General features: G+C 60.3%; 19 protein-coding genes. 13 read left to right on the top strand and 6 right to left on the bottom strand.

All coding sequences use genetic code 11. The annotated features are described in order from the left end of the window. Nucleotide 1 precedes the first annotated feature (1 nt). From ACRQ1B_RS12375 to mmsB, 5 genes are all read left to right on the top strand, one after another. Nucleotides 2-928 (top strand): Gfo/Idh/MocA family protein, encoded by a 927-nt coding sequence (locus tag ACRQ1B_RS12375; protein WP_432293975.1) that lies wholly within the window; start codon nucleotides 2-4, stop codon nucleotides 926-928. Nucleotides 929-973: 45 nt separating this feature from the next. Continuing rightward, nucleotides 974-2,806 carry an IlvD/Edd family dehydratase gene (locus ACRQ1B_RS12370; protein ID WP_432293974.1) on the top strand — a complete coding sequence of 611 codons (1,833 nt, stop codon included), beginning with the start codon at nucleotides 974-976 and terminating at the stop codon, nucleotides 2,804-2,806. Between the two features lie 168 nt (nucleotides 2,807-2,974). Further along, nucleotides 2,975-4,030 (top strand): multiple monosaccharide ABC transporter substrate-binding protein, encoded by a 1,056-nt coding sequence (gene chvE, locus ACRQ1B_RS12365; protein WP_432294589.1) that lies wholly within the window; start codon nucleotides 2,975-2,977, stop codon nucleotides 4,028-4,030. Nucleotides 4,031-4,086: 56 nt separating this feature from the next. Beyond that, nucleotides 4,087-5,646, top strand: coding sequence for a multiple monosaccharide ABC transporter ATP-binding protein (gene mmsA / locus ACRQ1B_RS12360; protein WP_432293973.1), 1,560 nt, complete (start codon nucleotides 4,087-4,089; stop codon nucleotides 5,644-5,646). Between the two features lie 3 nt (nucleotides 5,647-5,649). Then, a complete protein-coding gene (gene mmsB, locus ACRQ1B_RS12355; RefSeq protein WP_432293972.1) occupies nucleotides 5,650-6,840 on the top strand; it encodes a multiple monosaccharide ABC transporter permease in 1,191 nt (396 codons plus the stop codon). 36 nt (nucleotides 6,841-6,876) lie between these two features. Here the strand turns inward: mmsB and ACRQ1B_RS12350 are convergent, their stop codons facing one another. Then, a complete protein-coding gene (locus ACRQ1B_RS12350; protein WP_432293971.1) occupies nucleotides 6,877-8,430 on the bottom strand; it encodes a sensor histidine kinase in 1,554 nt (517 codons plus the stop codon). Between the two features lie 212 nt (nucleotides 8,431-8,642). Then, nucleotides 8,643-9,527, bottom strand: coding sequence for a formyltetrahydrofolate deformylase (gene purU, locus ACRQ1B_RS12345; RefSeq protein ID WP_432293970.1), 885 nt, complete (start codon nucleotides 9,525-9,527; stop codon nucleotides 8,643-8,645). Between the two features lie 375 nt (nucleotides 9,528-9,902). Between purU and ACRQ1B_RS12340 the strand changes: the two genes are divergently transcribed. Continuing rightward, the gene (locus tag ACRQ1B_RS12340; protein WP_432293969.1) at nucleotides 9,903-10,835 is read left to right on the top strand and encodes a glutaminase; all 933 of its coding nucleotides are present in this window, start codon (nucleotides 9,903-9,905) and stop codon (nucleotides 10,833-10,835) included. Here ACRQ1B_RS12340 and ACRQ1B_RS12335 read toward each other — a convergent pair. Beyond that, nucleotides 10,832-11,587 carry an HpcH/HpaI aldolase family protein gene (locus ACRQ1B_RS12335; RefSeq protein WP_432293968.1) on the bottom strand — a complete coding sequence of 252 codons (756 nt, stop codon included), beginning with the start codon at nucleotides 11,585-11,587 and terminating at the stop codon, nucleotides 10,832-10,834. The two genes, ACRQ1B_RS12340 and ACRQ1B_RS12335, sit on opposite strands and share 4 nt — an antisense overlap. A gap of 208 nt (nucleotides 11,588-11,795) precedes the next feature. Between ACRQ1B_RS12335 and ACRQ1B_RS12330 the strand changes: the two genes are divergently transcribed. The 4 genes from ACRQ1B_RS12330 (at nucleotide 11,796) to ACRQ1B_RS12315 (ending at nucleotide 13,886) form a co-directional block, all read left to right on the top strand. Continuing rightward, complete coding sequence (locus tag ACRQ1B_RS12330) at nucleotides 11,796-12,296, top strand: flavin reductase (protein WP_432293967.1); 501 nt, start codon at nucleotides 11,796-11,798, stop codon at nucleotides 12,294-12,296. Between the two features lie 112 nt (nucleotides 12,297-12,408). After that, nucleotides 12,409-13,383: a threonine ammonia-lyase gene (locus ACRQ1B_RS12325; protein WP_432293966.1), complete on the top strand. Its 975-nt coding sequence runs from the start codon at nucleotides 12,409-12,411 to the stop codon at nucleotides 13,381-13,383. Nucleotides 13,384-13,458: 75 nt separating this feature from the next. Beyond that, nucleotides 13,459-13,650, top strand: a complete 192-nt coding sequence (locus ACRQ1B_RS12320; protein ID WP_432293965.1) for a hypothetical protein — start codon at nucleotides 13,459-13,461, stop codon at nucleotides 13,648-13,650. A 23-nt stretch (nucleotides 13,651-13,673) separates the two neighbouring features. Then, nucleotides 13,674-13,886 carry a hypothetical protein gene (locus ACRQ1B_RS12315; RefSeq protein ID WP_432293964.1) on the top strand — a complete coding sequence of 71 codons (213 nt, stop codon included), beginning with the start codon at nucleotides 13,674-13,676 and terminating at the stop codon, nucleotides 13,884-13,886. A 68-nt stretch (nucleotides 13,887-13,954) separates the two neighbouring features. Here ACRQ1B_RS12315 and ACRQ1B_RS12310 read toward each other — a convergent pair whose 3' ends face one another. Genes ACRQ1B_RS12310 through ACRQ1B_RS12300 form a run of 3 tightly spaced genes read right to left on the bottom strand, consistent with a single transcriptional unit; the run spans nucleotide 13,955 to nucleotide 17,285 of the window. Then, nucleotides 13,955-15,019: an HlyD family secretion protein gene (locus tag ACRQ1B_RS12310; protein WP_432293963.1), complete on the bottom strand. Its 1,065-nt coding sequence runs from the start codon at nucleotides 15,017-15,019 to the stop codon at nucleotides 13,955-13,957. A 33-nt stretch (nucleotides 15,020-15,052) separates the two neighbouring features. Further along, the gene (locus ACRQ1B_RS12305) at nucleotides 15,053-16,843 is read right to left on the bottom strand and encodes an efflux MFS transporter permease (protein WP_432293962.1); all 1,791 of its coding nucleotides are present in this window, start codon (nucleotides 16,841-16,843) and stop codon (nucleotides 15,053-15,055) included. Then, nucleotides 16,830-17,285: a MarR family winged helix-turn-helix transcriptional regulator gene (locus ACRQ1B_RS12300; protein WP_432293961.1), complete on the bottom strand. Its 456-nt coding sequence runs from the start codon at nucleotides 17,283-17,285 to the stop codon at nucleotides 16,830-16,832. The genes ACRQ1B_RS12305 and ACRQ1B_RS12300 overlap by 14 nt, the downstream gene beginning before the upstream one ends. Nucleotides 17,286-17,433: 148 nt before the next feature. Between ACRQ1B_RS12300 and ACRQ1B_RS12295 the strand changes: the two genes are divergently transcribed. The 3 genes from ACRQ1B_RS12295 to ACRQ1B_RS12285 all read left to right on the top strand — a co-directional run bounded on the left by ACRQ1B_RS12295 (nucleotide 17,434) and on the right by ACRQ1B_RS12285 (nucleotide 22,444). Continuing rightward, nucleotides 17,434-17,871, top strand: a complete 438-nt coding sequence (locus ACRQ1B_RS12295) for an HD domain-containing protein (protein WP_432293960.1) — start codon at nucleotides 17,434-17,436, stop codon at nucleotides 17,869-17,871. Nucleotides 17,872-18,138: 267 nt separating this feature from the next. After that, complete coding sequence (locus ACRQ1B_RS12290) at nucleotides 18,139-20,982, top strand: collagen-like triple helix repeat-containing protein (protein ID WP_432293959.1); 2,844 nt, start codon at nucleotides 18,139-18,141, stop codon at nucleotides 20,980-20,982. A 160-nt stretch (nucleotides 20,983-21,142) separates the two neighbouring features. After that, nucleotides 21,143-22,444 carry a PQQ-dependent sugar dehydrogenase gene (locus ACRQ1B_RS12285; RefSeq protein WP_432293958.1) on the top strand — a complete coding sequence of 434 codons (1,302 nt, stop codon included), beginning with the start codon at nucleotides 21,143-21,145 and terminating at the stop codon, nucleotides 22,442-22,444. Nucleotides 22,445-22,521: the final 77 nt, after the last annotated feature.

Here is a 22,521-nt window from a genome sequence, read left to right as displayed (position 1 = left end):
AATGAGCAATATTCGTCTCGGCATCGTCGGATTGGGCAAGATCGCAAGAGATCAGCATCTCGGCGCCATCGAAGCGGCCGACGGTATCGAACTGACGGCCGTCGCCAGCCGCAATGCCAAGCTGGATGGCGTCCACTGTTTTCGCGACATTGATGAAATGCTGGCATCGGGCATCGAGCTCGATGCGGTCTCGCTGTGTACGCCGCCGCAGGGCCGGTTTGCGCAGGCCAAGGCCGCACTCGAAGCCGGCAAGCACCTGATGCTGGAAAAACCGCCGGGCAACACGCTTGCTGAAGTTTTTTCGCTGGAAAAGCTGGCGCGTGAAAAGGGCGTCAGCCTTTATGCCACCTGGCATTCACGCGCGGGTGCTGCCGTCGAGCAGGTCCGCGACCTGCTTGCGAAACGCACTCTGCGTTCCGTCTCGGTCATCTGGAAGGAAGATGTGCGTTACTGGCATCCGGGTCAGGCCTGGATCTGGGAACCGGGTGGTCTCGGTGTCTTTGATCCGGGCATCAATGCGCTTTCGATCGTCACCCACATTATGCCGGACAGTTTTCACCTGACTTCGTCCGATCTGTTTTTCCCGGAAAACCGCGCCGCACCAATTGCCGCCAACCTCAAATTCGAAACAGCCGGCGGCGTGCCCGTCACGGCCGAGATGGACTGGCGCCAGACCGGCCCGCAGACCTGGGACATTCTTGTCGATACCGAAGAAGGCCCGGTGGCGCTCACCCATGGCGGCGGTCGCGTTGTCGTGGATGGTCAGCGACAGCCCGAAGGTGACAATCACGAATACCGCCGTCTCTACGAGCGTTTTGTCGAACTCGTGCCGAAATCTGAGATCGACGCCGATTTTTCCCCGCTCGTGCATGTGGCCGACGCCTTCATGCTCGGTCGCCGCCACGCTGTCGAAGCGTTCGAGGATTGAGATGAACACTCGGTCCGCCCCATCTTCCAATTCGAGAACAGCATCATGAGCCATTCCGACAATCACGACCCGAAAGCCATCGTCGACGCCGCAAAGGGCAGAAAACTGCGTTCGCGCGCATGGTTCGACAATCCGGACAATGTCGACATGACCGCGCTCTATCTCGAGCGCTACATGAATTTTGGCCTCAGCCAGGCCGAATTGCAGTCGGATCGCCCGATCATCGGCATCGCCCAGACCGGTTCGGACCTGTCGCCGTGCAACCGTCATCATCTGGAGCTGGCGCATCGCCTGCGCGAAGGCATTCGCGAAGCCGGCGGGATCGCCATCGAATTCCCGGTTCACCCGATCCAGGAAACCGGCAAGCGCCCGACCGCCGGCCTCGACCGTAACCTTGCCTATCTCGGCCTTGTCGAAGTGCTCTACGGTTATCCGCTCGATGGCGTCGTTCTGACGATCGGCTGCGACAAGACCACGCCGGCCTGTCTGATGGCGGCGGCTACCGTCAACATCCCGGCCATTGCGCTTTCCGTCGGCCCGATGCTGAACGGCTGGTTCCGTGGCGAACGCACCGGTTCGGGCACCATCGTCTGGAAGGCCCGCGAACTGCTCGCCAAGGGCGAAATCGATTATGCCGGCTTCGTCAAGCTGGTCGCGTCCTCGGCGCCTTCCACCGGTTATTGCAACACTATGGGCACGGCGACGACCATGAACTCGCTGGCCGAAGCGCTCGGCATGCAGCTTCCGGGTTCTGCAGCCATTCCGGCGCCGTATCGTGACCGTCAGGAAGTCTCCTATCTCACCGGCCTGCGCATCGTCGACATGGTCAGGGAAGATCTGAAGCCTTCCGACATCATGACAAAGGAAGCCTTCATCAACGCCATCCGCGTCAACTCGGCAATCGGCGGTTCCACCAATGCGCCGATCCACCTCAACGGTCTCGCGCGCCATGTCGGTCTGGAACTGACGGTCGACGACTGGCAGAAATACGGCGAGGAAGTGCCGCTTCTCGTCAACCTGCAGCCGGCCGGCGAATATCTGGGCGAAGATTATTACCACGCCGGTGGTGTTCCGGCCGTCGTCAACCAGCTGATGAAGCAGGGCCTCATCCACGAAGATGCGCTAACGGTCAACGGCAAGACGATCGGTGAAAACTGTCGCGGCGCCATTATCGAAGACGAAAAGGTCATTCGTCCGTTCGAACAGCCGATCAAGGAAAATGCCGGCTTCCGCGTGCTGCGCGGCAACCTGTTCTCGTCGGCGATCATGAAGAAGAGCGTGATTTCGGAAGAATTCCGCAACCGCTATCTGTCGAACCCGAATGACCCGGAAGCTTTTGAGGGCCGTGCGGTCGTGTTCGATGGACCGGAGGATTACCACCACCGCATCGACGATCCGTCGCTCGGCATCGATGCCAACACGGTTCTGTTCATGCGCGGCGCCGGCCCGATCGGTTATCCGGGGGCGGCCGAAGTCGTCAACATGCGCGCGCCGGATTATCTTTTGAAGCAGGGTGTCACATCGCTGCCCTGCATCGGCGACGGTCGTCAGTCCGGCACGTCGGGCAGCCCATCCATCCTCAACGCCTCGCCGGAAGCGGCGGCCGGCGGCGGTCTCGCTATCCTCAAGACCGGTGACAAGGTTCGCATCGATGTCGGCCGCGGCACCGCGGATATCCTGATTTCGGCAGAGGAGCTGGAAGCCCGCCACAAGGCGCTCGCAGAGGCTGGCGGCTACCAGTATCCAAAACATCAGACGCCCTGGCAGGAGATCCAGCGCGGCATTGTCGGGCAGATGGAAACCGGCGCGGTTCTCGAACCTGCCGTCAAATATCAGCGCATCGCGCAGACTGCCGGTCTGCCGCGTGACAACCATTGACGCACCCCCCGAAATTCAAGGTGGTTTCGGGGCGTTCAATGGGCAAGCTTAGGAGACTTGCGGCGCGATTACGCTGAAAGAAAACAAACGGCGGCGACTGAAAAATCGCCGTCCGGAGGATTGAGCGGCTCGTTGGGAGCGCGCTTTTTTGGGAGAGTAGTCATGACTATGTTCAAATACCTGTCGACGGTAGCCATCGCTGCTGCCGTCGCCTTTGCGGCACCGGCATTCGCCGCCGACAAGGGTCTCGTCGGCGTCGCCATGCCGACCAAATCGTCCGCCCGCTGGATCGCCGATGGCGACAACATGGTGAAGGTTCTGCAGGAGCGGGGTTACTCCACCGATCTCCAGTACGCTGAAGACGATATTCCGAACCAGCTGTCGCAGATCGAAAACATGGTCACCAAGGGCGCCAAGGTTCTCGTGGTTGCCTCGATCGACGGCACGACGCTCTCGGACGTTCTGGCCCAGGCGCACACGGCCGGCATCAAGGTCATCGCTTATGACCGCCTGATCCGCGATACGCCGAATGTCGATTATTACGCCACGTTCGACAACTTCCAGGTCGGCGTTCTGCAGGCCACCACGCTGGTCAAGGCCCTCAAGGCCGATACCGAAGCCGGCCCGTTCAACATCGAACTGTTCGGCGGTTCGCCGGACGATAACAACGCCTACTTCTTCTATGACGGCGCCATGAGCGTCCTGCAGCCGCTGATCGACAAGGGTACGCTCGTTGTCGGTTCCGGCCAGGTCGGCATGGACAAGGTCGCCACCCTGCGTTGGGACCCGGCAACCGCCCAGGCCCGTATGGACGCCATCCTGTCCTCGACCTATTCCGACAAGAAGCTGAACGCTGTTCTGTCGCCTTATGACGGCATCTCCATCGGCATCCTCTCGTCGCTGAAGGGCGTCGGTTACGGCTCGGGCGACATGCCGATGCCGTTCGTTTCCGGTCAGGATGCGGAAGTGCCTTCCGTCAAGTCGATCATCGCCGGCGAACAGTTTTCGACCATCTTCAAGGACACCCGTGACCTCGCCAAGGTTACCGTCGACATGGTCGATGCCGTCATGAGCGGCAAGGAGCCTGAGGTCAACGACACCAAAACCTACAACAACGGTAACAAGGTCGTTCCGTCCTACCTCCTGAAGCCTGTTGCCATCGACAAGACCAATGTCGATGTTCTGGTCAAGAGCGGTTATTACACCGAAGCACAGATCAAGTAATTCGATAAGGCCGCGCGGCGTTTTCGCCGCGCGGCTCCTTTATATAAGGAGTTGTCATGCTTGATCCCGTCCAGTCTTTGGCGGAAAAGCCGCCTATTCTTGAAATGCGCAGCATTTCCAAAAGTTTTGGCGCCGTAAAGGCGCTTTCGGACGTCAGTTTTACCGTCAGCGAAGGCGAAATTCACGCACTCGTCGGTGAAAACGGCGCCGGAAAATCCACCCTTATGAAGGTCCTTTCGGGTGTTTATCCGCACGGTACCTACGAAGGCTCGATCCTCTTCGACGGAGAGGAACGTCAGTTCCGCGATATCAACGACAGCGAAAAGCTCGGCATCATCATCATTCATCAGGAGCTTGCGCTCATCCCGCTGATGTCGATTGCGGAAAACATCTTTCTCGCTAAGGCGCCGTCGAAATTCGGCGTCATCGATCGCGACGAACGTTACAAGCGCACGCGGGAACTGCTTGCCAAGGTGGGCCTCAGTGAAGCACCGGAGACGTTGATCACCAATCTCGGCGTCGGCAAGCAGCAGCTGGTGGAAATCGCCAAGGCACTGTCCAAGGACGTGCGCCTGCTGATCCTCGACGAACCGACCGCTTCGCTCAACGAAACCGATAGTGCCGCGCTTCTTGAATTGCTCAAGGAATTTCGTCGTCAGGGCATTACCTCGATCATGATCAGCCACAAGCTGAACGAGATCACCGAGGTGGCGGACCGCATTACGGTTCTGCGCGATGGTCGCACTGTTGGCACGCTCGATTGTCACGAGGGCGCCGTCGATGAAGACGAAATCGTTCGCCGCATGGTCGATCGCGATCTCGAAAGCCGCTACCCGGCCCGCACGCCAAACATCGGCGATGTGATTTTCGAAGTCGAAAACTGGTCGGTCTACCATCCGCAGCATTCCAGCCGGCAGATGGTCAAGAATGTCTCGATGAAGGTGCGCGCCGGCGAAGTCGTCGGCATTTCCGGCCTGATGGGCGCAGGCCGCACCGAATTTGCCATGAGCGTGTTCGGCAAGGCTTATGGTCGCGATATCTCCGGCACCGTGAAGATCCACGGCAAGCAGGTGGATACGTCGGACGTTCACAAGGCCATCAAGGCAGGTCTCGCCTACGTGACCGAAGACCGCAAGCAGCTGGGTCTCATTCTGGCGGAAGATATCCGCAAGAATATTTCACTCGCCCATCTGGGGGGCGTGTCGTCGCGCGGCGTCATCGATGACATTTCCGAAATGAAGGTGGCGCAGGAGTTCCGCACCCGCATGCGGATCCGCAGCCACAACGTCTATCAGGAGGCCGGCAAGCTTTCGGGCGGCAACCAGCAAAAGGTGGTGCTGTCGAAATGGCTGTTCACCGGCCCGGATATCCTGATCCTCGACGAACCGACGCGCGGCATCGATGTCGGCGCGAAATACGAAATCTATTCCATCATCAACGAACTTGCGAATGCCGGTAAGGCTGTTGTCGTGATCTCGTCGGAAATGCCGGAACTGATCGGCACATGCGACCGGATCATGGTGATGCACGAGGGAGAATTCGTCGGCGAAGTGGCCGGCGAAGAGGCAACGCAGGAAAATATCATGCGCGCCATCATGCGCCGCAGGGAGAAATAAACCATGAGCACTCCACAGGAAGCAGCGGTTGCGCCCAAGGCGGCGACCGGGTTCTGGAAGGAAAACCTTCGCGATTACGGCATGCTGATCTCGCTGGTCGTCATCGTCATCTTCTTCCAGTTCGCCACCGACGGCATTCTCTTGAGGCCGCTCAACGTCACCAACATCATTCTTCAGAACTCCTACATCGTCATCATGGCGCTCGGCATGCTGATGATCATCGTCACCGGCCATATCGACTTGTCGGTCGGTTCGGTTGCGGGCTTTATCGGCGGGCTTGCCGGGCTTCTGATGGTTCGGTGGGGTTTTGACATCTGGCTTTCGATCATCGCCTGCCTTCTGGTCGGCGGCATGATCGGCGGTATCCAGGGCTATTTCGTCGCCTATTTCAAGATACCGTCCTTCATCGTCACGCTGGCGGGCATGCTGGTTTTCCGCGGCTTCATGATCGCCATTCTCGGCAGCCAGGCCATCGGCCCGTTCCCGCCGATCTTCCAGAAGCTGTCGTCCGGTTACGTCGTCGAACTGATCTCGTCGGATGGCGGCATCTACGTCACCTCCCTGCTGATCGGTATCGTGCTGGCCTGCCTGCTGGTCTGGCAGAATGTCCGCAGCCGCTCGCGCCGCGTCATGCACGGGGTCGAAAGCGAACCGTTCAACTTCTTCATTGCCAAGAACATTCTCGTTCTGGCGGCCGTCGGTTATGTCGCCTATCTGATCTCTTCGCATCGCGGTCTGCCCAACGTGCTGATCATCATGGCGGTGCTGATCGTCGCCTATGGCTTCTTCACCAACCGCACCATTCTCGGCCGGCAGATCTATGCCGTCGGCGGCAATGCGCGTGCGGCGGAACTCTCGGGCATCAAGACCACGCGTCTGGTGTTCTGGACTTTTGTCAACATGGGCGTTCTGGCAGCCCTCGCCGGACTGGTCGTCGCGGCTCGATTGAACAGTGCGACGCCGAAAGCCGGTACCGGCTTCGAGCTTGACGTCATCGCGGCCTGCTTCATTGGCGGTGCGTCTGCTTATGGTGGTGTCGGCAAGGTGACGGGTGCGGTGATCGGCGCCTTCCTGATGGGCGTGATGAACAACGGCATGTCCATCCTCGGCATCGGCATCGATTACCAGCAGGTCATCAAGGGGCTGGTGCTTCTCGGCGCTGTCTGCGTCGACGTCTATAACCAGCGCCGCTGATTGCGACCTCCTGGCGGGAACGCGTTCCCGCCATTCTCACGCCATGGATACCGGCGCCGTCATCTCGAAGACGGCGCCGTTTTCGTTTCTGAGCGTATGCCGTCCGTGCAGTTGTTTCACAAAACTGCCGATCAGCTTGCTGCCCATGCCGACGCGTCGTTCCACTTCTTCGGCAAGTCCCGGTCCATCGTCGCGGATGCTCAGGCTGAACTCGTCGCCCTGTTCCTTGAGCGAAACGGTCAATGTGCCCGATGGACGGCCCGCAAAGGCATATTTGAACGCGTTGGACACCACTTCGTTGACGATCATGCCAAGCGGCAAGGCCTGCTCGCGATCGACCGTCACCGCCTGCAGGTCAAGATCCAGCCTGACCGGCGTGTCATAGGCCGAAGCCACGTCGCGGATCAGCTTTTCGGCATAGGCTGCCGCATCGACGCGTTCATACTGGTCGCGCTGGTAGATCTGCTCGTGCACGGCGATCATTGCACCGACGCGACGGCTCATGTCGTTGCGCGCTTCCTGCGGCAGCGGCTGCAGACGCACGAGGGCCAGCACGGCCTGCAGATTGTTTTTCACCCGGTGGTGGATCTCGCGCAGCAGAAAGCGGTTTCGCTCCAGCGCCTGCTCGAGTTCGTCATTGCGGGCCGCGTAGCGATAGAGCAATCGGGTGATCCACAGCGACGCCAGCACCAGAACCACCATAAGCGGTATGGCGAAAAGGGCGTCGGAGCGCACATTGCTCCAGAACTGGTCGAGCACTTCCTGGCGGTCTATGGCGGCCAGCGAAATCAGCGGCCAGCCCGTCACTTTCCAGAAGCCGACAATGCGCGAACGGCCATCGATCGGTGAAACCGGGCTGTGGTAGACACCGGAATCCGCAGTCCGTGTCATCGGATACCATTCGGTGGTGCTGAGATCGACGGCCTTGTCGGACACCGGCCGGCGCGCCACCAGCCAGCCGTCGTCACGGACGGCGGACACGGTGGAGTAGGGACCCAGTCCGATCGATGCCCAGAACCGGTCCATGGTTTCGTTGGGAATGGCGATGGTCGCCACCCCCCGGAATTCGGCATTCCGGGTGATGCGGCGGGCGATCATGAAGGCCGGCTTGGACGTGCGCTCGTCCTCGAACAGGCGCGAAATCGCAACCGTCTCGCCATCGCGCAGGCGCTGGAAATAACCGCGTTCACTGTGATTGAGCGGCGCCGCATTCGGAATGCTGGAAAAACGCTGCAGGCCATTGGCATCAAAGACCGAATATTCGAAGCCTGAAGGCAGGTCGCCGACGGCTTCGGCAATGTTGGCCAGCGTGTTTTCCGGAGAATCGATCGGTTTGTCGTCGAGCGCGGAATCCACACGGCGCAGTGCCTGATTGCTTGCCTCCACCATCCATTCCACATGCGCGGCCACCACATGTGCGGAGGATCTGGCACGAGCTTCGCCGGCCGCCAGTGAACTCTTGTAGTTTTCCAGCAGAATAAGGCCGGTCACGGTCGTGATCGCGAGCAGAAAAATCCCGGTCAGCCACAGGGGCAGCGTCGGCATGGCGCGAAGCAAACGCGGCGATGCGGGCATTGATTCGTCAGACACGACCGCGATTCCCCCTCTGTTCACCCAGTCGTATCATGTTGGTGCGTGAGGCAAAACGCCATTCCATCCAATGCTTAACCAAATTTTAACCGCCGGAGAGAAAAGGCCATGCAATCAAAGATTGCATGGCCTGAGCGCATTATCCATAGCGAATTCGGTCGCGGATTACGAGCATATTTCCAATATATGCTCGCATTCCAGTCGGGGGGGCCTCAGCCCATCCGTTCGGACGCGTAGCTGCCCGGGCTCGGCGGGAAGACGATCGTGCTGTTGCCGTTGATGAACACCCTGTGGTGGATATGTGCATGGATGGCACGCGCCAAGACCTGCGCTTCCACGTCGCGGCCCAGCGAAACGTAGTCTTCCGGGCTCTGCGCGTGTGTCACGCGCACCGTGTCCTGCTCGATGATCGGGCCTTCGTCGAGGTCGGCGGTGACGTAATGAGCCGTCGCGCCGATCAGTTTCACACCGCGCTGGTAAGCCTGTTTGTAGGGGTTTGCGCCCTTGAAGCTCGGCAGGAAGGAGTGATGGATGTTGATGATCCGCCCGGACATTTTCTTGCACAATGCGTCGGACAGAACCTGCATGTAGCGGGCGAGAACAACCAGTTCCGTGCCGGAATTATCCACCACTTCCAGCAACTGTGCTTCGGCCTGCGGTTTGTTTTCCTTCGTCACCTTGATGTGGTGGAAGGGAATGTCGTGGTTGACCACCAGCTTCTGGTAATCGAAATGGTTGGAGACGACGCCGACGATATCGATCGGCAGCGCGCCGATCTTCGAGCGATAGAGCAGATCGTTGAGGCAATGGCCGAAGCGCGACACCATCAGCAGCACTTTCATGCGTTCGGCCGCGTCGAAAATTTCCGCTTCCATCCGGAATTTTTCGGCAACCGGCGCAAAACCGTCCAGCAAGGCTTGCCGATCGATGCCGTTTTCCGAAATGAAGCTGACGCGCATGAAAAAGCGTTTTGCGTCCATGTCGTCGAATTGGGATGAATCGATGATGTTGCAGCCCTTTTCCGCCAGATAACCGGAAATCGCCGCAACAATGCCTCGGCTGGTGGGGCAGGACACGGTCAGGACATAGCTGCTCATGGATCATTCCTCGTTGCCGGCACGCTGTCTTCGCGCGTCCGGTATGGTGACAGGCGGCGGACCATATCGATGGCCCTGCGGGATTGGAAACAGGTTTTTTCGATCTCGCGGTGAATTTTGAACCCGGAGTGAGAAAGCCCTGCTTCCAGTGACGGATGCACTGCTTGCAGAATGTAGATCGGCGGCCCGGCAGCGCAGTCCTCAAAACGTCCTGCAAAGGCGCAACACCGGCATTATCGGTGTGTGGCAACGGCAAGGTCCAGAGAACGGTGCAGGACACAGCCAGTTGCGCGGCCGCGTCCAATCGGACAATAACAGCTTGATAAGCAGACGATGATATCGGCGGTTCGGGCACACGATCGGGGAAGCGTTTTCATGGCAGATTTACAGGCGATCCTGGAGGATATCCACGCGGAACTGCAGCCGCGGCTCGGCGAAGGCAAGGTTGCCGATTACATCCCGCAGCTTGCCCATGTGGACCCGAAGAAATTTGGCATGTCGCTGATCACCACCGACGGCACCGTCCATAAGGTCGGCGATAGCGACGAAGCCTTTTCCATCCAGAGCATCTCGAAGGTTTTCACGCTCACCATGGCGCTCGGCAAACACGGTGAGACGACATGGAACCGGGTGGGGCGTGAACCCTCGGGTTCGGCCTTCAACTCCATCGTCCAGTTGGAAAACGAGGGCGGCAAGCCGCGCAATCCGTTCATCAATGCCGGCGCCATTGCCGTCAGCGATCTCGTGCTTGCCGGGCACACGCCGCGCGAGGCGATCGGCGAAATCGTTCGTTTCGTGCGCTACCTTGCCGATGACGAGACCATCGCGATTGATCCCTCCGTCGCGAAATCGGAAGAGGCGACCGGCTTCCGCAATGCAGCCCTTGCCAATTTCATGCGCGCCTTCGGCAAGCTCACGCATCCGGTCGAACACGTGCTTGGGGTCTATTTCCACCACTGCGCACTGGCCATGACCTGCACGCAGCTCGCCCATGCCGGTCTGTTTCTGGCGGCCGGCGGCACCAATCCGCTGACCGGCCATTCCGTCGTCTCCAGCCAGCGGGCGCGGCGCATCAATGCGCTGATGCTGACTTGCGGCCACTATGACGGATCGGGCGAATTCGCCTATCGCGTCGGTCTGCCCGGCAAAAGCGGTGTCGGCGGCGGCATTCTCGCCGTCGCCCCCGGCAAGGCGGCCGTCACCGTCTGGTCGCCGGGCCTCAATCACAACGGCAATTCGCTGCTCGGTTCGCTGGCTCTGGAAATGTTTGCCGCCCGCACCGGCTGGTCCGTGTTCGGTCCGGCTTAAGCCTTTCGGCCGATCTCCATGCCCGAAGCAATGCCGGCGCCGAGATAACGTGTGTCGCTGCCCAGAATGAAAAACGTCATGCCGGCCTGCGCCCATTTGCCGACATCCGCCGTGGTTGGGCGAAAGATGCCCGCCACCTTGCCGGCCTTGCGGGTCGCCTCGGCAATGGTGGTGATCGCCGCATCCAGTCGTTCGGCATCGGCAGGCGTGGTGGCACCTAGCGATGCGGCGAGATCGGACGGACCAACAAAGATGACGTCGATGCCATCGACGGCGACGATCTCGTCGATGTTTTCCAGCCCTTCCGCCGTTTCCACCTGGATGGCCAGCACCAGCCTCTCATTGGCGGCGGCCAGATAATCGGGGATATGATAACCGTAGGACGTGGCGCGGCCCGGTCCGAGACCGCGCTCGCCGATCGGCGGAAAGCGCGTAGCCTTCACGGCAGCGCGGGCCTGCTCGGCATTGGAAATGCGCGGCACCAGAACGCCGGCAGCACCGGCATCCAGCACGGCCGCCGTCCATTCCGAACCATGGCCCGGCACCCGCACCATTGCCGGCACCTGCCGCACATCGGCGGCGCGGATCAGATCTTCGATGCGCTCGCGGCTGATCTGCGCATGTTCCCAGTCGATGCAGAGGAAATCAGGCCCCGCAGCGGCGGACACCTCGATCGCGACCGGATGCGGGATGGCGCAGAAAATGCCGGCCACACGATTGTGTTCAACGCAACGCTTACGAAAATCGGTCATGTTATCCCTCATGCAATGCCGGCATCAGTTGCCCCGACATAAGCCAGTGCAGGTTCATGGGCGGCGAGTATGCGCAGAACGGAACGGACGACAAGTCGGTGTCGGAGCTATTGCGCTTTCCGTCACGAACGGTAGGTATGGGCTTCGTGAGTGCGGCGAGATATGTGGATGCCGATACTTGCGCGCCGGAATGGGATTTGGAGTGGCAATGACACCGCAAGACGATGCCGAAACCGCGAGACTGGCCTTTCGCGATGCCATGTCCCGACTTGCGGCAGCCGTGCATGTGGTCACCACCGATGGTCCTGCCGGCCGTGCCGGTTTCACCGCTTCCGCCGTTACCAGCGTGACCGACACGCCGCCGACGCTGCTTGTCTGTCTCAATCGCGCCAGCTCCGTTGCCGGCCTGTTCGAAAAGAATGATGTGCTGTGCGTCAACACGCTGACGGCAGGGCAGGAACATATCTCCCGCGCCTTTGGCGGCTCCACACCGCAGGAGGACCGTTTTTCCACCGGCGAATGGACGATCGGGGATACCGGGGCACCGGTCTTGAAGGATGCGCTGGTGTCTTTCGATTGCCGTATCGAAAGTGCAGTCGCCAGCGGCACCCATCATGTTCTGTTCTGCCAGGTTCTGGGCATCGGCACCGGCGCGGACGAGGATGAGGCGCTGGTCTATTTCAAGCGCCGTTATCACCGCCTCGGCTGAATTCGTCTCACCGGGCTCCCTTAGGGGTTGCCAGTTTTTCCGTAAGACGCAAAATTGTGCGCACGGTGCGTTCGCGCCGTTTTTCGCCCACGAAAAAGCGCCGGGGAACTCCATGACAGACATAACAATGATCAGAGCCGCGCGTGACCGGATCGGCAATCATGCCCGCCGCACGCCACTTCTGTCCTCGCCTTTTCTCGACGAAATTGCCGGCCGACGCCTGTTCGTGAAGCCGGAATGTTTGCAGCTCACCGGTTCGTTCAAGTTTCGCGGTGCATGGTCGGCGATTTCTGCTCTGGACGAGGAAACGCGGGCGAGGGGTGTCATCGCCTTTTCCTCCGGCAACCATGCGCAGGGCGTGGCGCTTGCCGCGCGCATGCATGGCGTGCCGGCCGTCATCATCATGCCGGCGGATGCGCCAAAACTGAAGATCGAGAACACCCGCGCTTATGGCGCCGAGGTCGTGCTTTACGATCGCCGGACAGAGGATCGCGATGCGATCGGCGAGCGTCTTTCGGCCGAGCGCGATCTTACGCTCATCCGCCCCTTCGATGACCCTTATGTGGTGGCAGGCCAAGGCACGGTCGGACTGGAGATTGCCGAGCAGGCGAGGGAGCAGGGTGTTGCTCGAGCCGAGGTTCTGGTGCCTTGTGGCGGCGGTGGCCTGACCTCCGGCATCGCCTTGGCGCTGGAAGCCGATGCGCCCGGTTTTGCGGTTCGTCCGTGCGAGCCGCAAGGGTTTGACGATACGGCCCGCTCGCTGGTTTCCGGCCGGATTGAACGCAATCCGGCCATGGGCGGCTCGATCTGTGATGCCATCCTCACGCCCGCGCCCGGCAATATCACCTTCCCGATCACCTCGCGCCTGTGTGGTGCCGGTCTCGTGGTCAGCGATGACGAGGCATTAAAAGCGATGGTATTGGCCTTCACGCGCCTGAAGATCGTCGTTGAACCGGGTGCGGCCGTAGCGCTTGCCGCCGCGCTGTTTCGCAAGGACGAGGTGAAGGGTGATACGGTGATTGCGGTTGCGTCGGGCGGCAATGTCGATGCTGACCTGTTTGCCGAGGCGCTTCGCCGGTTCGGTTGACGTCAAAAAAATAGGGAACATGCGTGGCACCGAGGGATTAGGCCCTTTGTAACGCAAAGAAGAAGGAGGCCCCTCATGGGTAGCAGACTTCCACCGACACCCGACGCCAACCTCAGCCACAAGGGAGCGGGCGAACAGTCCCATTCCGATCTGCGGCCCGATCTGCGGCATGTCGAGGCCAAGAGCGTCGGCGATCCGGCAAAACAGGGCCAGCAGGGCAATACCAAGGTGAACACAACCCACCAGGGTTACCAGCAGGATCGATAAGACCATTCAGAGAGGAGGTCACGATGAGCACATCGACCAAAACTCCAGCCAGTATTCGACAGGGCGGTCCGGGTTCTTCCAAACAGAACGCCAAGGCACCGCTTGAGATCAACAAGCCGCCGGCAGATGGCGAGGTCCGCACCAAGAGCAAGGTCTCCGGTGGCGGCGGTGAGCGGGACAGCCACCACACCCGCGATCCGGCCCGCAAGGGCGGTACTGCGCACGCCTCGCATTGATCACTGATAGACGAAAAAGCCCCGCACCAAAAAATCCGGTGCGGGGCTTCTTCATGCGCTGCGGTGGATCAGTTTTCGGCGCTGGCCACATCGATGCCGCCCTGAGCGACATCAACGCTGGCGATGACGGACATGCCGGGAACCAGGTTTTCCGACAACGACTGGTCGGCATCGATTGCCACCCGCACCGGCACGCGCTGCGCGACCTTGGTGAAGTTGCCGGTGGCGTTGTCGGCCTTGATGATGGTGAATTCCGAGCCGGTTGCCGGCGCAAAACGCTCGATGTGGCCTGTGAAGCTCTTGTGGCCCAGCGCATCGACGGTAAAGGTCACCTTCTGTCCGACGGTCATGCCGGCCAATTGGGTTTCCTTGAAATTGGCGACCACCCAAGTGTGATCGGGCACAACGGAGGTCAGCTGTGTGCCGGCCGACACATATTGGCCCAGGCGGCCGGAAACCTCGCCCAGCGTGCCATCCTGCGGCGCGGTGATGCGGGTGTTCTGCAGGTCGATATCGGCCAGTTCCACGGCGGCCTTGGCGCCTTCCACGGTCGCTTCCAGCGAACGGCGGCTGACGATCACGGTGTTGAGATCCTGTTCCGCCACCTGTTCGGCCGCCTGTGCCTGATGCAAGGAGGCAATCGCCTGGTTATAGGTGGCGCGGTTCTTTTCGGCCTCGCTCTGGCTGGCAATGTTCTTTTCCAGAAGGGCTTCGGTGCGGTCGTTTGCCATGCGGGCGGCGTCGAGCACGGCCTGCGCGCTTTCCACGGCGGCCTTGGCGGACACGATCTTGGCTTCGGCCGTCTTCTGGCTCTGCTGCGAATTGTCCAGCGCTGCTTCCGCCTGCGCTTCTGTCGCCTTCGCCTGTTCCAGCTTCTGGGTGAAGATGCGGTCGTCGATGCGGGCAATCAGGTCGCCGGCCTTGACCTTCTGATAATCCTGCACCGGCACCTCGACGAGATAACCGGCCAGCTGCGGGCTAAGCAGGGTGACCTGACCGCGCACATAGGCGTCGTTGGTGGTTTCCACCGAATTGTGGAAGGGCGGTAGCTGCCAGGTGTAAAGGATCACCAGAATACCGGCTGCACCGATGAGAAGGGCCACGTATGTGGCAAGCGAGCGGAGGGCGTTCATTGTCTTGTTCTTCTTGGTTCGTTGTCTTTGTAATCAGTTGTTCACGGCGACGGGCATTTCCGCCTCACGTCGCTTGAAAAGGGTGCCGCGATGGCGCCACGCCATGTGCAGGCACAGGCAGCCAAGGGCGGTGAGCGACATCAGCGAGGTCAGCAGGAAGGCATCGTTATAGGCCAGCACATAGGCCTGTTGCTGGATCAGCTTCTGCAACTGGCCGGCACCCTGGATGCTGCGTAACGACGGGTCCTGTGTCACCTTGGCGAAGGCGGCGCCATATTGCTGCAGCCTTGCAGTCAACAGCGGATCGGTCGGGTTCAGCCGCGAGATGATGCGGAACGAGTGGAACTGCTCGCGCCAAGTCACGAAGGAGCCGAACAGGGCGCTGCCGAGATAACCGCCGACCTTCTGGGTGGCGAGGAACACCGCCAGAAAGCTGAGGATGTAAACGAGGCCACGCTGCAGCGCCGCGGCGAAGCCGACCGCCATGGCCGGCGGCAGGAACAGGCCCATGGCAAAGCTCACCAGAAACTGGCTGAAATACATCTGCTCCGGCCGGGTCAAAACGGTGGACTGGCTGTCCATGTAGCTGCCGATCGCCAGCAAAAGCAGCGAGATGGCATGGATGATCTCTGCCCGGCCCGGCCGCGACAGCCATGCGCAGAAGGCGCCGGCGCCGAGCGAGCCGACGAGGATCACCCAGTAGAGCCCCTGTAGCTGGTCGTTCAGAAGGCCGAGCTGGCGGAACATGTTGATGGCGCCGCTCGATTGTTCCGACAGAAGAATGCGGAAGAGAAGCAGGATACCGGCAAAATGGATGATTTCGCGCGACGTGATCCAGCGGATATCGATCAGGTGGTTGCGGCGGTTGAGTTCGATGACGGCGCAGATCATGCCGGAGGCGATGCCGGCGGCCATCATCCAGCCCAGCCAGGGCGCTTCCGTCCACCAGTAGAGGCGGCCGAGTGTCAGCGCGGCGGCGAAACAGCCCATGCAGACGGCAAGGAAGGTGAAGCTGACATAATCCATCCACTGCATCACTTTCATGCGCGGCGGAGATGTCAGCGGCAGGAGATAGATGAAGGCGAGCGAAATCAGCGACAGACCGAGTTCCAGCATGTTAAGCGTGGCCCAGTCGCCGAGATCGAAGAGGCCGGGCGACAGCAGGCCTGCCACCGGCGTGGGCAAGGCGATTGCCGTCAGCGCCAGAGCCTGGCCGATGCTGAGCTTCTGCTGCGGCGGAAACACCTCGATCATGTAGAGAAAGGCAAGCGACGACAGCGGGGCTGCGGCCGCACCGGCAAAGAAGCGCAAAATCATCGCCGAGGTGAAATCGTTCGCCCACAAATGGGCGATCGACACCAGAACATAGATGACGATGGCGATCTCCGCAAAATTGCGGATGCCGTATTGCATGCGGATCTTGAACAGGAAGAGGCCGAGGCTGGCATTGGGAAAGACATAAGCCGCCATCAGCCATGCGGCCTCGTTGGTGGTCACGCCGAGCGGGCCCGCCACCTGCTGCAGGTTCACCGTCAGAAAGGAAAGGCCAAGCCCCTGCGTCAGCGCCACGATGGTGGAGGCCAGCATGTAACCAAGCGCGATCAGCGGTGGTTTCGGGATGAACGCGGCCGGTGACGGCGCTGCAGGTGCGGCTGCCGGAGCCGGCGTTTCTGTGGGCACGACGGCAGGTTCTGCCCCTGCAGGCTTTTCGGCCTGCGAAGCTAGCTCCGTCTCTTCCTTGGGTTCACCGGCTGCTGCCTTGGCAGGTACGGTGTTTTCGGCTGCATCCTCGTTCATACGGGCAGCGGTTTCACGCGGGGACATGAATATTCTCCAGGTCGGCAACCCGACCGGTTACGGTTTGCAGAAGCTGCGTCAGCCCGCGCAGATCTTCCATGTCGATATCGGCGAACACTTCCTGTCGCATCTGGTTGGCGATGGAGCGCACCATGGTCGCCTGCTCCTCGCCATGCGGGGTGAGCGCAATCAGCTTGACGCGCCGGTCGTTGGAAGACGGCTGGCGCTCGATCAGGCCGTGTTCCTCCATGCGGTCGAGAAGCCGCACCATGGTGGCCTGTTCCAGTTCCAGCTCGAAGGCCAGTTCCGCCTGGGCCATGCCCGGTTTTTCGGCCAGCCGCCACAGCGCGCGGGCGCGCGGGTAGGTAAGGCCATGCGCGGTAACCCGCTGGTTGAAGGCGGTGCGGATCTTGCGGCTGGCCTTGGTCAGGGCCTCAAGAAATTCGGATTGGGCTTCGGTGCGTTTCATCTGGGGAGCTGATAATTAGCGTGCTAATGATGTATAGTCATTAGTTAGCATGCCAACTATTGTGGCGCAAGAGGATTGACGGTTGTCATTGCCTGTTGACTGATATGCATTATTAGCAAAGCTCGCCTTCGCAACGGGAGAATTGACGATGTCGCTCAGCCAAAAAGATGCGCTGGACCGTGCCAGGGCAATCGCCGAGGAGGCCCACCGGGGCCAGTCCAGCAAGACCGGCGCTCCTTTTATCGACCATGTCCGCCGCGTTGCAGAACGGGTGAGCGGCGAGGACGAGATCATCGTCGGCTGGCTGCATGACGTCGTTGAAAAAGGCCCCGGCTGGACGCTGGAGCGGCTGCGCAAGGAAGGCTTTTCGGAGCGCGTGGTCGATGCCGTCGATGCGATGAGCAAACGCGATGGCGAAGACTATTTTGCCTTCGTGCGCCGCTCGATCACCAATCCGCTGGCCGTGCCGGTCAAACACGCCGACCTCAGCGACAATCTGTGGCAGATGCAGCAGGTCGGCGGCGATGCCGGCAAGTTTGCGCAGGGGCTGCGGATCTTGGCGGAGGCGGGAATACGGTATCCGTAAAGCCGGTGCTTACGGAGTGCAGCCGCAGCCGCTTTCGTGCCGGCGAAGCAATCAATTTGCCTTTCGACACATAGTTGTAACAGAGCGGCGTATGATGGATCGGACACAAGATCGTAATTGATTAAACCGCAATACAATTTTTTAGGGTCAAGAGGTCTCCAAGTCGACCTTCTCTTTAGGCCTCGTTTATCGGCATCACGCCGCAGTCCGCGTTATCCGCCAGAATGAATTTGGCCTGGAGCGGCTGTCAGGAAAGGAGAAACGCGAATGTCCAAGGTATCCCGCGCCGATTCGTCAAAAATCGACTCTGGCAATGACCAGTCCGACGCTGCCTATTTTGAATATCTGATTGCCGCGAGCCAAAAGGCGTCTGCAGGCGACGACGGCAAGAAGTCCGATGCGACGTTCGAAAACAAGGCTGTGACGTCTGACGGACCTGATGCAACCGGACCGAATGTCGAGGTTAGCGAAAACAGGGAGGTCAAAGACGAGGTCAAGTTCGAAAACGTTGATCCTCCCGAGGATTTTGGCACATCGATCATGGATCGGAAGATTGGCGAAGGAGACAAGACAGTCTCCGAAAAGGCGTCCGAGGATTTCATCAACGGCATCAAGCAGGACATCAAGGACGGCAAGCTCAAAGACGATTCCAAGGAAGCCAAACTGGTCAAGCTGTTCGAGGCCAGCGCCGCTCTCGACAAGGGCTACAGCCTCTATGGCTATGCGGAGGCGATCGAATCCAGCGGAGGCACCTACCGCAAGAGCGACAAAGACCCGACCAAGCTGACGGGCGGCGACGTCAAGGAAATCCTCAATGAGGAGAAGGTCAGCGAGAAGATCGCTGAGTATATGCAGGACGAAAAGATCAGCGAGCGTTATGAGAAGACGCTTGGGGATGCGGTCAAGAAGATCCCCGAATCCGAGCGCAAGGACATGTCGGAAAAGGTGAAGGAGGCCCTCTTCAAGGACGGCGAACCGAACACTGACTTCGAAAAGGGCATTATCAGCCTTTATGAAAGCGGCAGCGATGCAGACAAGGACAAGGCCGAAAAGCTTACCGACGATTATTTCCAGGCGCTGCAGCAACTGGATCCCGACGCCTACACGGATCGCCGGCAGGTCTTCAATTCGCTGCTCACCACCCACCAGATCGACAAGATCATCGCCAATCCCGACTCCATCCCTGCGGATGCGGCCAAGACCGGCCTCGCCGATACGTTCACGCTGGTAAAGACCGGTGTGAACGCGGCGCTGAAGGGCATGAAGGAAGGCGACAAGTCCTACGACCTGCTGAAGCGCCTGGGCGACGATATTTCCTCGATGCAGAAGTCCTTCGAGGGGATGAAGGACGAGGACGCCAAGAAGCTCTGGTTCGCATTCAACGACGCGGCGAAGTCCGGTTGGACCAGTACCGATATCGACAAGATCGTCGATGGCCATCTCAAGGGCCTGCAGAAGGATCGCGAGAGCACAGCGGGCACGATGAAGCAGGTGCTGCATAGTGCCTCCTCCTCCGGGACACTGGGCTCAATGAGCGGATTGATGAGCCTCGGCGGCGCGGTCAATACCCTTGTCAAAGGGCAGGGCAAGGAACTGACCTCCGACGAGCGCATCGCTTTGGCCCGCGATCTCGTGGGCGGCCTGAGCGCGGCAAAGGATTTCTCTACTTTCGGATCGAACCTTGTCGAAATCCTTGGCGGAACCAAGGAGACGAAGGGCAAGGGACCCGACACCGGAGAAGGAGATGGCGCCGAGACCAAGAAAGAGCCGAAAATCAAGGCGACGGAATGGCTCGGCGTTTGGGATGAAAATTTCCCCGACATCTGGGGCACCGAAAAGCCGAAAGACCCCTTGAGCCAGACCATCAGTACAAACATCGCTGACGCATCGGATCGGCTGGAGGACCGGCCGATCGCGACCGGACTGAACGAGGCGGACTCCGAAACGCTGAACAACCGGATCAGCGAGGATGTGGGCAAGGCCATGGGCGTGGGGGACGGCAAGAGCGGCTCCGGCGGCGCCGACTTCGCCAAGAAGGCCGGCCAGTCCTTCCTGCGCTTCATGAGCGGCGCCGGCCTCGACATGACCGGCGGCGCGCTCGATATCGTCTCGGGGGTCCGCAAGCTGCAGAAAGCCGAAACCTCGCTGGAAAAGGCCTCGGCCGGGATGACGCTGGGCAGCGGTGTTTCAACGGTGGGCGCCGGCGTGGCCAATGCCATTTCCATGTTCACCGGCAAGGGTTCGTCCATCGCCAGCAAGATCGTCGCCCCGATTGCCACCAAGGTCGTCCAGGGGCTGACCACCGTCGCGCGCATCGCCGGCCCGGTTCTTGGGGTGGCGGGCGCCATTCTCGGCATTGCCGGATCGCTTATCGCTGAGGCTGTCGAGCACGAAAAGATGCAGAAGCTGACCGACTCGCAGGGCAAGTTCTTCGGTGACCTCGCCGACATGGGCGTCGCTCAGAAGGATTGGGGCGACAAACTCGAATTCGCACGATATTCGACCTATATGTACGGCGATCGCGACACGCCGGACAACAAGTCGATCTTCGAGTTTCAGGCGGACGAGTGGAAGCATTTTCAGGAAACCAAACCGGAGAAGGGCAGTTCTCTCAAACGTCTCGCTCCCGGCCTGCACCGCGATTCCGATCTGAATAAACGCAATCTCTGGGAGGAGCATCTCAGCGGCTCCACCACCTCCAGCGGCGTTCACGGCCATGAGCGTAAAAACGACAACTGGCGGCCTTGGGGTGACACGGACCGGGAGCCCGGAAAGCTGGATACAACAACGGCCTATTACACCCGCAGCGTGGGGCAAACCTATGACAGCGCCTTTGCCGAAAAACACCATGATCATATCGAGACCATCGTCGAGAGCTGGGATGACTGGAACGGCAAGGATTCGATCGTCAGCGAAAAGGATCTGCGCAAGATCGTGGATGACCAGGGCAATAGCGAGGATGAGCGCGCTGCTGCAAAATTCCTTCTCGATGACGAGAATTTCCGGCGTGCTCTGGATGGCATTCGCGAGCGGGGCAGTCAGGACACCAAGATCAGCAGCAAAGACCTGAATGCGTGGTTCAAGGAAATCGATTCGAAATTCTCCGTTTGATGCAGAGAAGCACCCCGGATTGCGTGAGGATTGAAACTCCACGCAATTTTCGGGGTACGATTGCGGTTTCCGTAATTTCTCACCCGCCCTCTGGCCTCTCCGCCAAAACGCGCTAGCTTGTAAGTCTCCGCTTATTTTCCCTCCATTCTAGAGGCAATCCATGGCCGAGCCTTCTCTCTTCGCGCGTTTTGTTGCTCTGGTCGGCCAATGCGCCGTCACGATCCGTCATTCCGGAGATGGTTTGCGGGAACCGGTTTACGGCACGACGCCGGCCATTCCGCTGGCCAAACCGCAGGGCAGGATCCCGACGCTGAAGATGCCGACGGCGCGCGGCTGGGAGGGCGATCATAAACCCAAAGCTGCCTCAGGGCTGAAGGTCAATGCCTTTGCACGCGGGTTGGTGCACCCGCGCAATATGCATGTCTTGCCGAATGGCGATGTGCTGGTGGCGGAATCGATGGGCGAATCCGGCAGTCCGCGCAGCCTGTTCGATCATGCCATGTCGGCGACGATGCAGCGGGCGCGCGCTTCCGGCCAAAGCCCCAACCGCATCACGCTGCTGCGCGATGGCGATGGCGACGGCGTGGCGGAGACAAGCCATGCTTATATCGAAAACGTGCGCCAGCCGTTTGGTATCGTCCTTGTCGGCGAGACGCTTTATGTCGGGGCGAGTGATGCGCTTCTGGCCTATCCGTATGAACCGGGTGCGACCAGAATAACGCAGCCGCCGAAAAAGCTGATGAGCCTGGTGCCCGGCGGACATTGGACGCGCAACCTGATTGCAGCCAAGGACGGCACGAAGTTGTATGTGGCTGTCGGATCGCTGACCAATATCGGCGACGAAGGCATGGCGGCCGAAGAAAACCGCGCCTGCATTCATGAATATGATCTCGCCACCGGCCAGTCCCGCATCTTTGCCGGGGGCTTACGCAATGCCGTCGGCATGGCCTGGGAGCCCGAGGCCGGCATGCTTTGGACCGTCGTCAACGAGCGCGACGGATTGGGTGATGAGACGCCGCCGGATTATCTCACCTCCGTTCGCGATGGCGGGTTTTACGGCTGGCCCTATTGCTATTGGAACCGGGTGGTGGACGATCGGGTACCGCAGGATGCCGCCAAGGTGGCCTCGGCGCTGCAGCCCGATTACGCACTGGGCGGGCACACCGCGTCGCTGGGTTTGTGCTGGTTGCCGGAAGGCACATTGCCGGGCTTTCCTGCGGGCATGGCCATTGGCCAGCATGGCTCATGGAACCGCTCGAAACTCTCGGGCTACAAGCTGGCCTTCGTCGCCTTCGAAAACGGTCGGCCGGTGGGCATGCCTCGTGAAATCCTCACGGGCTTCCTGTCGCCGGACGAAAAACATTCCTATGGTCGCCCGGTCGGCGTTGCTCTGGCCGCCGATGGCGCAGTGCTGATGGCGGACGATGTGGGCGACGTGATCTGGCGCGTCACCGGAGCATAAAGGCCGGTGTCAGGCTGGGCCGCGGATGGTCGTCCCGCTGCCCGCTGTCTTGATGATCTGGCCTCACGGTGGTCCGA

The sequence above is a fragment of the Endobacterium panacihumi genome, from assembly GCF_050847465.1.
GTDB classification, from domain to species: Bacteria; Pseudomonadota; Alphaproteobacteria; order Rhizobiales; family Rhizobiaceae; genus Neorhizobium; species Neorhizobium panacihumi.
Note: the sequence above shows the minus strand (reverse complement) of the source record. Positions and strands in the feature narration are given on the sequence as shown.

What these genes read in the sequence shown, in the direction of transcription:
- ACRQ1B_RS12330 (WP_432293967.1), top strand. Translation starts at nt 11,796, where the DNA reads ATGACACCGCAAGACGATGCCGAAACCGCGAGACTGGCCTTTCGCGAT.
- ACRQ1B_RS12370 (WP_432293974.1), top strand. Translation starts at nt 974, where the DNA reads ATGAGCCATTCCGACAATCACGACCCGAAAGCCATCGTCGACGCCGCA.
- ACRQ1B_RS12375 (WP_432293975.1), top strand. Translation starts at nt 2, where the DNA reads ATGAGCAATATTCGTCTCGGCATCGTCGGATTGGGCAAGATCGCAAGA.
- ACRQ1B_RS12335 (WP_432293968.1), bottom strand. Translation starts at nt 11,587, where the DNA reads ATGACCGATTTTCGTAAGCGTTGCGTTGAACACAATCGTGTGGCCGGC.
- ACRQ1B_RS12315 (WP_432293964.1), top strand. Translation starts at nt 13,674, where the DNA reads ATGAGCACATCGACCAAAACTCCAGCCAGTATTCGACAGGGCGGTCCG.
- mmsA (WP_432293973.1), top strand. Translation starts at nt 4,087, where the DNA reads ATGCTTGATCCCGTCCAGTCTTTGGCGGAAAAGCCGCCTATTCTTGAA.
- ACRQ1B_RS12295 (WP_432293960.1), top strand. Translation starts at nt 17,434, where the DNA reads ATGTCGCTCAGCCAAAAAGATGCGCTGGACCGTGCCAGGGCAATCGCC.
- ACRQ1B_RS12300 (WP_432293961.1), bottom strand. Translation starts at nt 17,285, where the DNA reads ATGAAACGCACCGAAGCCCAATCCGAATTTCTTGAGGCCCTGACCAAG.
- ACRQ1B_RS12290 (WP_432293959.1), top strand. Translation starts at nt 18,139, where the DNA reads ATGTCCAAGGTATCCCGCGCCGATTCGTCAAAAATCGACTCTGGCAAT.
- ACRQ1B_RS12325 (WP_432293966.1), top strand. Translation starts at nt 12,409, where the DNA reads ATGACAGACATAACAATGATCAGAGCCGCGCGTGACCGGATCGGCAAT.
- ACRQ1B_RS12320 (WP_432293965.1), top strand. Translation starts at nt 13,459, where the DNA reads ATGGGTAGCAGACTTCCACCGACACCCGACGCCAACCTCAGCCACAAG.
- ACRQ1B_RS12285 (WP_432293958.1), top strand. Translation starts at nt 21,143, where the DNA reads ATGGCCGAGCCTTCTCTCTTCGCGCGTTTTGTTGCTCTGGTCGGCCAA.
- ACRQ1B_RS12340 (WP_432293969.1), top strand. Translation starts at nt 9,903, where the DNA reads ATGGCAGATTTACAGGCGATCCTGGAGGATATCCACGCGGAACTGCAG.
- chvE (WP_432294589.1), top strand. Translation starts at nt 2,975, where the DNA reads ATGTTCAAATACCTGTCGACGGTAGCCATCGCTGCTGCCGTCGCCTTT.
- ACRQ1B_RS12310 (WP_432293963.1), bottom strand. Translation starts at nt 15,019, where the DNA reads ATGAACGCCCTCCGCTCGCTTGCCACATACGTGGCCCTTCTCATCGGT.
- purU (WP_432293970.1), bottom strand. Translation starts at nt 9,527, where the DNA reads ATGAGCAGCTATGTCCTGACCGTGTCCTGCCCCACCAGCCGAGGCATT.
- mmsB (WP_432293972.1), top strand. Translation starts at nt 5,650, where the DNA reads ATGAGCACTCCACAGGAAGCAGCGGTTGCGCCCAAGGCGGCGACCGGG.
- ACRQ1B_RS12305 (WP_432293962.1), bottom strand. Translation starts at nt 16,843, where the DNA reads ATGTCCCCGCGTGAAACCGCTGCCCGTATGAACGAGGATGCAGCCGAA.